The 13236-nt window shown below is 32.5% G+C and carries 10 protein-coding genes; 8 read left to right on the plus strand and 2 right to left on the minus strand.

Annotated elements, in window-relative coordinates; translation table 11 throughout:
• The first annotated feature begins 293 nt into the window (after positions 1 to 293).
• From HUE53_RS08325 to HUE53_RS08350, 6 genes are all read left to right on the plus strand, one after another.
• Entirely contained in the window at positions 294 to 3059 is a 2766-nt protein-coding gene (locus HUE53_RS08325) for a TonB-dependent receptor (protein WP_065213850.1), read from the plus strand.
• Positions 3060 to 3085: 26 nt separating this feature from the next.
• On the plus strand, positions 3086 to 4690 hold the full coding sequence (locus HUE53_RS08330; RefSeq protein ID WP_041253591.1) for an SGNH/GDSL hydrolase family protein: 1605 nt from the start codon (positions 3086 to 3088) through the stop codon (positions 4688 to 4690).
• 188 nt (positions 4691 to 4878) lie between these two features.
• Positions 4879 to 6390, plus strand: a complete 1512-nt coding sequence (atpD, locus tag HUE53_RS08335) for a F0F1 ATP synthase subunit beta (RefSeq protein WP_014166623.1) — start codon at positions 4879 to 4881, stop codon at positions 6388 to 6390.
• 76 nt (positions 6391 to 6466) lie between these two features.
• Positions 6467 to 6748, plus strand: a complete 282-nt coding sequence (locus HUE53_RS08340; RefSeq protein WP_014166624.1) for a F0F1 ATP synthase subunit epsilon — start codon at positions 6467 to 6469, stop codon at positions 6746 to 6748.
• Positions 6749 to 6873: 125 nt separating this feature from the next.
• Positions 6874 to 7338 (plus strand): hypothetical protein, encoded by a 465-nt coding sequence (locus tag HUE53_RS08345; protein WP_065213849.1) that lies wholly within the window; start codon positions 6874 to 6876, stop codon positions 7336 to 7338.
• A 2-nt stretch (positions 7339 to 7340) separates the two neighbouring features.
• Positions 7341 to 8483, plus strand: a complete 1143-nt coding sequence (locus HUE53_RS08350) for an aminotransferase class I/II-fold pyridoxal phosphate-dependent enzyme (protein WP_014166626.1) — start codon at positions 7341 to 7343, stop codon at positions 8481 to 8483.
• Here HUE53_RS08350 and HUE53_RS08355 read toward each other — a convergent pair.
• Positions 8446 to 10749, minus strand: a complete 2304-nt coding sequence (locus tag HUE53_RS08355; protein ID WP_192188412.1) for a helix-turn-helix domain-containing protein — start codon at positions 10747 to 10749, stop codon at positions 8446 to 8448. The two genes, HUE53_RS08350 and HUE53_RS08355, sit on opposite strands and share 38 nt — an antisense overlap.
• Before the next feature lie 156 nt (positions 10750 to 10905).
• On the opposite strand from HUE53_RS08355, the gene HUE53_RS08360 reads away from it, so the two are divergent.
• Positions 10906 to 11262 carry an arsenate reductase family protein gene (locus HUE53_RS08360; RefSeq protein ID WP_077225502.1) on the plus strand — a complete coding sequence of 119 codons (357 nt, stop codon included), beginning with the start codon at positions 10906 to 10908 and terminating at the stop codon, positions 11260 to 11262.
• Positions 11255 to 12148 (plus strand): DMT family transporter, encoded by an 894-nt coding sequence (locus HUE53_RS08365; protein WP_138425337.1) that lies wholly within the window; start codon positions 11255 to 11257, stop codon positions 12146 to 12148. The genes HUE53_RS08360 and HUE53_RS08365 overlap by 8 nt, the downstream gene beginning before the upstream one ends.
• A gap of 47 nt (positions 12149 to 12195) precedes the next feature.
• On the opposite strand, the gene HUE53_RS08370 is transcribed toward HUE53_RS08365, so the two are convergent.
• Positions 12196 to 13221 (minus strand): cytochrome-c peroxidase, encoded by a 1026-nt coding sequence (locus HUE53_RS08370; protein WP_192188413.1) that lies wholly within the window; start codon positions 13219 to 13221, stop codon positions 12196 to 12198.
• Between the last annotated feature and the right edge of the window lie 15 nt (positions 13222 to 13236).

The raw sequence follows: 13236 nt of genomic DNA on the forward strand, positions 1-13236 counted from the left end.
AAATTATAAAGTCCAAAATAATATAAAAACTGTAAAGTTAAGGATCTTAAGGATAGCTCAAAATAAATGATTAAACAAATTTGTTGGATAAAAGAGTAATAATATTTTTTTAAAAGAACAATACAATCTATAAATCATATAAGATAAAGAGTGGATAATTTTAATATTTTGTATCTAATTAAGACTCTTTACTACAGTTAATAAAAAATTATACTTTTTTTATATTTTGTTTAATTTTTTTTCAAAAAATATTGTATTTTGCTAACTGTAAACCAATCAAAAACCTTCAACCAATGAGAGTCTATTTTTCTATCTTAACATTGTTTTTTAGCGTAATTACTTTTGCGCAAAATACAATAACAGGAAGTGTGACTGATGATAAAAATCAGCCTATACCCGGTGCAAATGTAAAAGTTGTAGGATCCGTATCAGGAACATCGTCTGGATTTGATGGGAAGTTTGTAATAAAAACCAATAGCCCGTTTCCTTTTGCCCTAGAAGTCTCAATGATGGGGTATTCCAGTCAAGTTTTAACTATAAGTTCAAAGGATCAAAAACTAGATTTTATTCTAGTAGAACAATCCACTTCTTTAAATGAAATAGTAGTTTCAGCATCACGTGCTCCCGAGAAAATTTTGGAGTCCCCAGTAACTATTGAGCGAATGGGATTAAGAGAAGTGAAAAACACAACTGCTCCTTCTTTCTATGAAGGGTTGGAGAATTTAAAAGATATTCATTTCAATACTTCCAGTTTTAATTTTAAGTCCGTTAATACACGTGGTTTTGCTACTATTGGAAACACCCGTTTTATGCAGTTAGTAGATGGAATGGATAACGCATCACCCGCACTAAATTTTGCAGTTGGAAATCTTTTAGGTATTTCTGATTTAGATGTGGCAAGTGTAGAAGTCTTACCAGGTGCTTCATCAGCTCTTTATGGAGCTAACGCATTTAATGGGATTATGTTTATGAATAGTCGCAATCCTTTTAGCAAAGAAGGTCTTTCAACTTATTTCAAATACGGTCAAACCACTCAAGATGTAGCGGGTACAAATAATTATTTTGACTTAGGCATTAGAGCGGCTAAAAAATTTACAGATCATTTCGCTGCCAAAGTAAACTTTTCTTACATGGAAGCAAAAGAATGGATGGCAGATGACAGACGTAGTTTGACACCAGGAGGAATAGGTCATGAACTAAACAGAAATTATGATGGTTTAAACACTTATGGAGATGAAGTTAGTACATTTATTCCTGCTGTTGGACAAGTAAGTAGAACAGGATATGCGGAAAAAGAATTATCAGATGGAAAAATTAACAGTGCTAAATTTGATGCGTCAATTCATATACGTCCTTGGGTAAATTCAGATTCTAAATTTGCCAAAAATATTGAATTTATAGGACAATATAAGGTAGGGATAGGAAACACCTTGTATCAAGGAGCAAATCGTTATGCTCTAAAAAATTTCTTTATGGATCAAATTAAGTTTGAAATAAAAGGAGATAACTTCTTTGCTCGCATTTATAGATCAGGAGAAAATGCTGGCGATTCATACAATTTAGGTTTTGCAGCTTGGAACATAAATAGAGAGGCAAAATCAGATAAGGCATGGTTTACGGATTATGGAACTGCGTATGTATTGTCAAGTACATTGCTAGGGCTGCCAACAGATCAAGCAGATAAAAGAGCCCGCGCTTTTGCAGATTATAATACTCCATTTGAAATACCTCTTACTCCAAGTGGAAATCCTCGTTTAAGACCTGGAACAGGAGCTTTTAATCAAGCATTAGAAAAAGTATTATCAAGTTCAGACTTGAACGTAGGGGCTAAATTAGTAGATCGTTCTAGAATTCATCACGGAGATTTGAATTATAATTTCAAAGATCTAATCAAATTTGCAGAAATTCAAATCGGAGGGTCAGCTCGTAGATACACTATGGAGTCAGAAGGTTCTATTTTTACAGATAAGTTAAAACCTATTACCTATGATGAATATGGGGTGTATACACAAATTCAGAAAAAAGCTTTTGATGAACGTGTAAAACTTACGGCATCTATACGTTATGATAAGTCACAAAATTTTAATGGAAATATTTCTCCTAGATTATCCATATCGTATGCTGGAGGAAAAGAGAAACAACATAATTTTAGAGTTTCTTACCAAACAGGCTTCCGAAATCCGACAACACAAGATCAATATATAGGATTAAACATAGGTCCCTTAGCCTTGGTAGGATCAGCTCCAGATAACTTAGATAAATATTCAGAAGCTATTAAATTAAACTCAAATGGTAGTTCGGTTGTTGTAACAGGACGTGATGCTTATACTAGATCATTTACAGCAGCTTCAGTGGCAGCCTTTAAGCGATCATTAAATCCCGCAGATCTGAAAGTAGCCGATGTGTCGTTAGTTAAGCCAGAACGTGTACAGGCTTTTGAGGTCGGCTATCGTTCAATCTTTAAAGAAATTTCATTTGATCTGAATGCGTATTATAATATTTATAACGATTTTATTAGTAGCTCGAATGTAATAACGCCTTTGTATGGTGATGTGAGAACAAATTTACCAACGGCAATACTTGCTTTGCAAAACACAGATGTTCGTCTATTTCAAGTTTATACAAATTCTAAAAAACAAGTAACTTCGTTAGGTATGGGGGTAGGGCTAAGCCGTAAAGTTGGTAAATTCAATTTGAGCGCAAGTTATAATTATTCTGATTTTAAATACGATGATAGCTTAGATCCTGATTTTGAAGCTGGGTTTAATACGCCCAAACATCGTGCAAAAGCATCTTTTGGAGCAGAAAACATATTTAAGAGATTAGGCTTTAATCTAAATGCACGTTATAATTCTAGCTATTTATGGGAATCAACAATGATAGATGCGTATGTTCCTGAAAATTATGTGTATGATGCACAAGTTAATACAACGATTCCTGTTCTTAAATCGGTTATAAAAATTGGGGGTACTAATTTGTTTGGGAAGGACTATATTCAAGTGCCTGGAGCAGGTATGATAGGAAAACAATATTATATTTCATGGACGATCAATCCATAATAATGTTTAATGAAAAACGAAAGATTATGATTAAAAAGATACAATGGATTTTGTTCGCATCGTATGCTTTAGTAGCATGTGAAACGAATCTAGAAGATGAGGGAGTAAAAGAGATACCTGTAACAGCAGGAGAAGCTAATTTTTCAAAGTATGTAGCCATTGGTGATTCTTATGGTGCTGGTTTTAGTGATGGATCATTGTTTATTGCAGGTCAATTAAATGCTTATCCAGAACAAATGGCAAGGCAATTTGCAGCAGCTGGAGGAGGGGTTTTTAAATCGCCATTAATGGCTGATAATACGGGAGGGTTGCTTTTTGGAGGGATTCCTTTTCCTATTGATCCAACACAGTTTCCGCCTCGTCTGGTGTTTAGAGGTTTTTTGGGAAATGACACAAGTAAGCCCGTTATAAATTTAGTTTCAAGTCAAGGAACTCAAACAACAGAAGCTACTACTGTGGTTTCAGGGCCATTTAATAATATATCTGTACCAGGGGCTAAATCCTATCATATTGGTTTTTCCGGGTATGGTAGCGTTCAGGGAAATCCTTATTTTAGACGTTTTGCTTCTTCTCCAGGAACCACTATGTTGGCGGATGCCTTGTCTCAACAACCCACGTTCTTCTCATTGTGGATAGGAGGAAACGACGTGCTGACGTATGCTACTTCTGGAGGAATTGGGGTAGATCAAACAGGAAATCTTAATCCAGCAACCTATGCTAGTAACGATATTACAGATCCAGCAGTTTTCGCAAATGTATTTAATAATGCTATTGATCTTCTAACGCTAAATGGAAGAAAAGGCATTGTAGCTAATTTGCCAAATGTAAATACATTGCCTTTTTTTACGACTGTAGCGTATAATCCCGTTCCTGCTTTGTCTAAAGATAAAGCAGCATCTTTGAATCAGTTGTTTGGAGTTGTAAATCAAATTACAAAAGCCTTGAGCCTTCCTAATAGGTTTGAAGTGATTTCTGAAGACGATAATAATCCAAATACAATCGAAAAGACAAATCCATTGTTAATTGTTGATGAAACTTTAGTTGATTTGTCTGGTCCTATAAGAGATAATTTAGCTCCTGTTCTAGGTTTGCAAACGGCAACCTTTGTGGGAAATCTTTATGGTAGAGCGCGTCATGCAAAAAACAATATAAGTGAAAGAGATTATATTTTGTTGTCTACAAGTAGTTTAATTGCTCCTCCAAATAATATGGAACCAGGTGTTCCGAGTGATTTTGCAGTTAGAGGGGTTTCGTATCCTTTACAAGATGCTTCTGTATTAACAATTGATGAGGCATCCAAAATAGCTAGGGCTACCGCCGCTTATAACCAAGTGATAGAAAATGCGGCAAAAACTAAAAACCTAGCGTTTTTTGATGCAAAAAGCGTTATGGATCAGTTGGTAAGAGGGAACGTGCAGTTTGGTAATTACAGTTTAACTGCTAGTTTTATTACAGGTGGTGCTTTCTCACTAGATGGTGTACATCCAAGTCCTAGAGGATATGCGTTTATTGCTAATAAAATGATAGAAGCAATAAATGCACAATATAAATCTACTTTACGAATGATAGATTTAGGTAAAAAACCAGCGTTATTTCCAGTAATTATTCCAACGGGCAATTATGTAAATTAATTGAGAAATGATTTAAATGAAAACCTCCTAATAAATTAGGAGGTTTTTTTATGCTATAAAGGGTGGAATTTATATTTTAAAAAAAACAAAATTTTTATATTGGATTTCACAATATTAAAATTATCTTTGCAATCTGAAAAAACACAGCGTTTTTTATAACTAAATAGCTATTTAATAAATACATAAGTATGTCTAAGGTAATAGGAAAAGTTGCGCAAATCATTGGTCCCGTAGTAGACGTGGTTTTCAATGCTGCAGAAGTTGAACTTCCGAAAATTTACGATTCATTAGAAATCACTAATCAAGATGGTACTAAGTTAGTACTTGAAGTACAATCACACATTGGAGAAAATACAGTGCGTACTATCTCTATGGACTCTACTGACGGTTTAAGCCGTGGTGTTGATGTTGTAGCTACAGGTGCTCCTATTCAAATGCCTATCGGTGGTGATATCTACGGTCGTTTGTTCAACGTTGTAGGTGACGCTATTGATGGTTTAGGTGATTTACCAAAAGAAGGTGCTAACGGATTACCAATCCACAGACAAGCTCCTAGATTCGAAGATTTATCAACTTCTTCTGAAGTTTTATTTACAGGTATCAAAGTAATCGACTTGATTGAGCCTTACGCAAAAGGGGGTAAAATTGGATTATTTGGTGGTGCTGGTGTAGGTAAAACAGTATTGATCCAAGAGTTGATCAACAATATCGCTAAAGGTCACGGTGGTCTTTCTGTATTCGCAGGAGTAGGGGAAAGAACACGTGAAGGAAATGACTTATTACGTGAGATGTTAGAGTCTGGTATTATCAAATATGGTGAAGATTTCATGCACTCTATGGAAAATGGAGGATGGGATTTGACTAAAGTTGATAAAGTAGGAATGAGAGATTCTAAAGCAACTTTCGTATTCGGTCAGATGAATGAACCTCCTGGAGCACGTGCACGTGTTGCATTATCAGGTTTATCTATTGCTGAGTATTTCCGTGATGGAGCAGGTTCAGATCAAGGTAAAGATGTACTTTTCTTCGTAGATAACATCTTCCGTTTTACACAAGCGGGTTCTGAGGTGTCTGCGTTATTAGGACGTATGCCATCTGCTGTAGGTTACCAACCAACATTAGCAACAGAAATGGGTGCTATGCAAGAGCGTATTACTTCAACCAAAAAGGGTTCAATTACGTCAGTACAAGCGGTATACGTACCTGCGGATGACTTAACTGACCCAGCGCCAGCTACGACTTTCGCTCACTTGGATGCTACTACGGTATTATCACGTAAAATTGCTGAGCTAGGTATTTATCCAGCGGTAGATCCATTAGATTCTACTTCTCGTATCTTAACTCCAGAAATCTTAGGTGCTGAGCATTATGATTGCGCACAAAGAGTAAAAGAAATCCTACAAAAGTATAAGCAGTTACAAGATATCATTGCTATCTTAGGTATGGAAGAATTATCGGAAGAAGATAAATTATCAGTATCTAGAGCACGTCGTGTACAACGTTTCTTGTCTCAACCATTCCATGTAGCTGAACAGTTTACAGGTATTCCTGGAGTGTTAGTAGATATTAAAGATACTATTAAAGGATTTAACATGATCATTGATGGTGAGTTAGATCACTTACCAGAAGCTGCTTTCAACTTAAAAGGTACCATCGAAGATGTAATCGAAGCAGGACAGAAAATGTTAGCTGAAGCATAATCACATATTTTAAATGCTGAATGTTGAATTATAAATTAATTTAAAATTCAAAATTTAAAATTCAAAATTTAAAAAGATGATTGTAGAAATAGTATCACCAGAAGCTACATTATTCAAAGGAGAAGTTACTTCGGTAGCAGTTCCTGGAGTTAATGGCGAGTTCCAAATGCTAAATAACCACGCTCCTATAGTGTCGTTATTAGCAAAAGGTAATGTAAAAATTGTAGGTTCAAGTATTAAAATTGCTAAAGAATTTAAGGATAAATTCAGCAAAGTTAATGAACAGACATTTTGGTTATCTATCAATTCAGGAACTATTGAAATGAATGATAATAAAATTATTGTTTTAGCTGACTAAAATAATAATATGATAGAAAGAAGCCAAGCAGTAATGTTTGGCTTTTTTTTATTATTTTAGTTTTTTCTAATGATTTAAGTTCGTTATAATTTAGATCCGTTTATCCTGTAAATAAATTTTTGTTGATGAAAAAAATATACTTTCTTTTTAGTTTCTTAATTTTAACAGCCAGTACAATGCTTGCTCAAACTAGTTGTGTCTTGCAGCTAACAAATGTTAAAACGGGTAAGAAAATTAATATTTGTACAAAAATAGATCCTGATAGAGTAGAGGCTATTTTAGGTAAGGCAATTACTTTAGATAAAGAAATTCAAGAAAAAAATGAACCTCCTATTTTTAATTTCACATACGATGGATTAACAATGACTATGCAAGATGATCAGTTTAAAAATGTTACAATTACCAATAAAAAGTGGAAACTAAATAATATTACTATTGGAACTCTTTTTGAAGAAGTAGAGATAAAACATGAGCAAATAAAAAAGATTTATTTCGCAGATTATAAGTTTAAAATTAAAGATAGTAACGGTTTCCTTTTTATTGATGTTGACAATCTTAAAAACGTGAAGCGTTTAGGAGTTGAATTTTAGCTATGGTTAAATTTCCTAATAAGTTGGGACATAAGCTCACCCATCGCAGAGAAATTAATGCTTTGCGAACACTTAATGCTCAGTCGTCTTTAATTGATTTTTCTTCAAATGATTATTTAGGTTTTTCAAAATCAGAAATCCTTTTTGATAAAACACATGAGTTATTACTCGAAAAAAAAATTAAAATAAATGGAGCAACAGGATCCCGTTTGTTAACAGGAAATCATTTACTTTATACAGAAACAGAAGACCTTATTGCTCAATTTCATAATGCAGAATCCGCTCTAATATTTAATTCGGGTTATGATGCTAATGTTGGTTTTTTTGAAAGTGTTCCGCAAAGGGGAGATGTAATTTTATATGATGAATTATGTCATGCTTCTATTCGAGATGGAATTCGATTAAGCAACGCTAAATCCTATAAATTCCAACACAATGATCTAGAAGATTTAGAACGATTCATTCAAAAAAATCCAATAGAAACAGCAGATATTTATATTGTTATAGAGTCTGTTTATTCTATGGATGGTGATTCGCCTAATTTAGAAGAATTGATTGCTTTGATTGAAAAATACAACTGTTTTCTAGTAGTAGATGAGGCACATGCTTTGGGGGTTTTTGGGGATCATGGTGAAGGCTTAACTCAACTATTAGGGGTGCAAGATAAGATCTTTGCCCGTATTATAACTTTTGGAAAAGGACTAGGATGTCATGGTGCAGCTGTTTTAGGTTCTCAAAAGTTAAAAGATTATATGATTAACTTTACTAGAAGCTTTATTTACACTACAGGGCTTACACCACATGCTGTGGCTACTATTTATACAGCATATAAAATGTTAACCGTTCATTCCGAAGTGATTGAAAATTTAAAAGCGAATATCATTTGCTTTAACCAAGAAAAACAAATGTTAGGAATAAAACCTTTATTTGTGTATAGTAAATCAGCTATACAGTGTGCTATAATACAGGGAAATGATAGAGTGAAATGGTTGGCTACTCAATTACAACAAGCAGGGTTTGATGTAAAACCTATTTTATCTCCTACGGTGCCTGAAGGACAAGAACGTTTGCGTTTTTGTTTGCATTCGTATAATACTTCTGAAGAAATTATTGCATTGTTAAATCTTTTTTATTCTTTTTTATAGCTGCTATATATAATCTTAATTCATCCCATGTAAATTGTTCTCCAAACTGTTCTTTTAATAAACCTAAACTTTCATCTTGGTATCCTTCAAAAGCAATTTCGAGTTCTTTTATTTTTTCCAATGGAAGTAAATCAGACAATTGAACTTGCCCTTCTAAAATTAATTTAGAAAAATGGTTATAAATGGTTTGATTCGTAAGTTTTCGCTCTTTAGCAATTTCGTGAATAGATTTAGTCTGTTTCCATAAATTAAGTGTTATTTCTATTGTGTTTTGTTTTATTTCATTGTTGTCTTTCTTTTTAGTTTTAGAACTGCTAGAAAGATTAGGAGTATATTCTTGATCAATAAGACCTGTAATTTGCTTGAATTGTTCTGAAAGTTGTGCCACTTTATTGATTTTGTAATACAGCATATCATCTGTTTGCATACTTTTTTTAGAAAGAGGAATTCCCTCTTGTGTATTTTTAAGTAGTAAGCGCATTTTTTTTAACCTTAAAATGGTTTTTAAGAGTGCTTCTTCTAAAAGTAATAATTCGTCTATAAATGTTTTTATCTTTTTTAGTTGTTTTATTTCTACTATTTTTAATAACAATTCACTATACTGTATATCATATTTATTTAAAAAATATAGATACCCTGCTTGACTTCGTTCGTTTAAAAAAGCAATATCTACGGTTGGTTGATTTCCTATTTTTTGTAATTGAGAAATAAATTTTTTAGAAGTTTCAGTTAGTTCTGATAAATCTTTTAGTACTTTTTCTGCCCAAGATTTGTATTTTAATTTAGGAGAATTAGGTAATTCTTCTTTGAATGAAAATAAAAAATTACGCCATAATTGTGTTATATCATGACAATTAAAAGCTTTTATAACTTCTGTAAGTAAATAATTTTTAGTTTCTAAATTTAATGTATTGGATAAAATAGCCATATTAGCCTTATGTTGAGCGTAATTAATTACGGCTTGATCAGATGGAATTCCATGTAATTCAATAGGTCTTAGCAGTGTTAATCCATCCAAACTTTCCAATCTAGAAAGAGCTACATAAGCTTGGCCTGGAGCAAATACAGATGATACATCCAATACTGCTTTTTTAAAAGTTAATCCTTGACTTTTATGTACCGTAATGGCCCAAGCTAATTTTAATGGATATTGGCTAAAAGTTCCTTCTGTTTTTTCTTCAATTTCTTGTGTATCACTATTTAATTCATAACGAATATTTTCCCATGTATATAAATCAACTTCTATGGTTTTATTTTCTTCAGGAAATGTTATCAAAACTTCTTCTTTCGAGAGGGATTTAACGACGCCTATTTTTCCATTATAATAACGTTTTTCGATTGAAACATCATTTTTTATAAACATTACTTGAGCTCCTACTTTTAACTCTAAAATAGAATCTAAAGGGTACATTTTTTCGGGAAAGTCGCCTATAATTTGGGGTTTGTAAAAAACACTATCTGATCTCAAAGCCTCCAAAGCCTCCTTGTTTATACGGTCTGCTTTGGCATTATGCGTTGTAATAACTATGGTGCCTTTATCCTTTTTTATATCAAAATTGGGTTGGACGTATTTATTTAATATCAATAGATCCTGTGAGGTAATGGTGTTATTTCTTAAATTATTGAGTATATCAATAAATAAATGATCTGTTTGTCTATAAATTTTATCTAATTCTAAATATAAAGGAGGTTCATCTTGCAAAACTTTTGAATAAAAGAAATACGAACCTTGATAATACTTTTGTAAAAAATGCCATTCTTCTTGTTTTATTACGGGAGGTAATTGCCATAAATCACCAATAAAGAGCAATTGTACACCACCAAATGCTTGACCAGATCTGCGCACCTTTTGTAATATAAAATTCATTGCGTCTAATACGTCAGGACGTAGCATAGAAACTTCATCTACAATTAATAATTCAAGACTGCGAAGTACTTGTTTTTTAGAAGCACTCATCTTAAATAATTTATCTAAACTTGTTTTGTTTTCTAAACGGATAGATTCATTTTGTAAATGACCAGAAACATAATCAGGAATAAATCCCGAAAAAGGAAGCTGAAATAACGAATGAATAGTAATTCCACCGGCATTAAGAGCAGCAATTCCAGTAGGAGCAACTATTGCAGTGTTTTTATGAGAGGTAGCAATAATTTCCTTTAGTAGAGTAGTTTTTCCAGTACCTGCTTTTCCTGTTAAAAAAACACTCCTATGAGTTTGATTTACAAATTGCAAGGCAAAAAGAGCAATATTCGATATATTTTCCACGTGGCATATAATTTTGATAATCAAATTTATAAAATAATTCTTTTGAGAAGTTTTAAAAAAACAAGTTTCTAGAAAAGATTATTCTACAGACGATATTTTTAAAAAGTATAAGACGACTTTAAAATTTACTTCCTTAATTTTGCAAAAAAGATTTTTATGAGAAAAATATATTATCTTAAAACCTGTAGTACGTGTCAACGTATCCTTAAATCATTGCCACAATTAGATACTTTTATTTTACAAGATATAAAGACAGAACCGTTAACAGTTCAACAAGTTGATGAAATGAAGGAATTAGCAGGTAATTATGAAATTTTATTTAGTAAAAGAGCTACTTTATATAAAGAAATGGGATTAAAAAATGAAGTTTTAACAGAAACAGATTATAAAAGATACATTCTAGAACACTATACTTTTTTATCGCGTCCTGTGATTTTAGTTGATGAAAAAATATTTGTAGGAAATAGCGCTAAAGTAGTAACCGAGGTTGTAAACTTTTTAAATAATGACTAAAAGAATTTGGGCGTTGGTTGCTGCTTGGTGTGTAGCTATCATTTATGGTGTAACTTTTACTATTGCTAAAGATGTAATGCCGAAACATATTGATGCTTTTGGTTTTATCTTTTTACGTGTTGCGGGGTCAATGGTATTGTTTTGGTTAACAACGTTATTTGTAAAGACAGAAAAAATTGATAAAAAAGACTTTCCAAGAATTATAGCAGCCTCTTTTTTTGGAGTGGCTTTTAATATGTTGACCTTTTTTAAAGGATTGAGTTACACATCGCCTATTATGGGAGCTGTTTTGATGGTGACCACTCCTATGATTGTATTAATTCTTTCAGCAATTATTATGAAAGAACGAATGGAAAATCAAAAAATACTGGGGATTCTTTTGGGGTTAGCAGGTACTATAACGCTTATAGTATATGGAAAATCTTTAAAAAACGCCTCTAATGCTACTTTAGGGAATTTTTTAGTATTTGTTAATGCCGTTTCTTATGGTTTTTATCTGATTATTGTTAAGAAATTAATGGATAAGTATAATGCTTTTTCATTTGTAAAATGGATTTACCTATTCGGATTTTTGATGGTTATTCCGTTTGGATGGAATGAATTTCAAACTGTAGAATGGTCAAATGTTCCGACCGTTGCATTTCTAAAAATAGGTTTTGTGGTCGTGTTTTCAACTTTTTTGACCTATCTTTTAAATTTAGTATCAATGCGTGAGTTAAAACCAACTACTGTGGCTGTTTTTATTTACTTACAGCCCTTTTTTGCAACCCTTTTTGCTATTGGATTAGGGAAAGATGAATTGAGTTGGATAAAGGTAGGCTCTGCGTTTTTAATTTTTATAGGGGTATATCTTGTAACGCAAAAAAGGAGGGTGTCTGAAAAATAAATCATTTTTCAGACACCCTTTGGTTGATTTTTAATGATATCTATACGTTATGCTTTTTTATATTTTGGATCTACGTCTGCTGTAAGCGCTTTTAAAAATGCTTCAATATTATTGATTTCTTGTTCTGATAAATTTTTATTCAGTTGTATTTTTCCCATAATTTTAATAGCTTCTGATAACGAAGTAACTGAACCATCATGAAAGTAAGGAAACGTTTTTTCAGCATTTCTTAAACTAGGTACTTTAAACATGAATTCATCACCTGTTTTTTGAGTTCTTTCAAAAACTCCCTTGTCAACCTTCTTGCTATGAGTTAGGTTTGTATAGCTTCCATAAATCCCAAATTTTTGAATCATCTGTCCTCCTAGAGCAACTCCACTATGACACATTACACAGTTATTATCCATAAAAGATTTTAACCCTTCTTTTTCGTTATCTGATAATGCTTTTTCATCGCCATCTAGATATGAATCAAACCTACTTTTTGGATGTAATTTTCTTTCAAAAGAGCCAATTGCATTGGTAATATTTGAAAAAGTAATAGGTTCTTTTTCATTTGGATAAACGTTCTTAAATAAAGTTACATACTCAGTATTTTCACGTAATTTATTTTCCAGAAATTCTTTACTAGGAAGACTGTGTTCCACAGGATTCAGTAAAGGACCACCCGCTTGCTCTTCCACATCCTTAGCTCTTCCGTCCCAAAATTGCATCGAATGTAATGAAGCATAAATAGAAGAAGGAGAATTTCTACCACCCAATTTTTTAGTATCACCCAAAGATAACGCTTTATTATCAACTCCATAATTTTCTAAATTATGACAAGAATTACAGCTAATCGTTCCGTTTTTAGAAAGGGAAGAGTCAAAATATAATTTTTTTCCTAAATTAATTTTTTCTTCAGGAATAGGTTCTTCTGTTATCGTAGAAATGGATTTAAAAAAACTAGAAGATTTGATTAATAATTCACTCTTTGTCTGTTTGTTTTCAGTGGATTTAGAAAAATCTTCTTGCCCTTGTTTCTTACATCCTACGAAAATTATTAAAGGAATTAAAAACACTGTTTTTTTCATAAAAATACCTATTTA

The organism is Flavobacterium columnare, assembly GCF_014844295.1.
In the GTDB taxonomy this organism is placed as follows: Bacteria; Bacteroidota; Bacteroidia; order Flavobacteriales; family Flavobacteriaceae; genus Flavobacterium; species Flavobacterium columnare.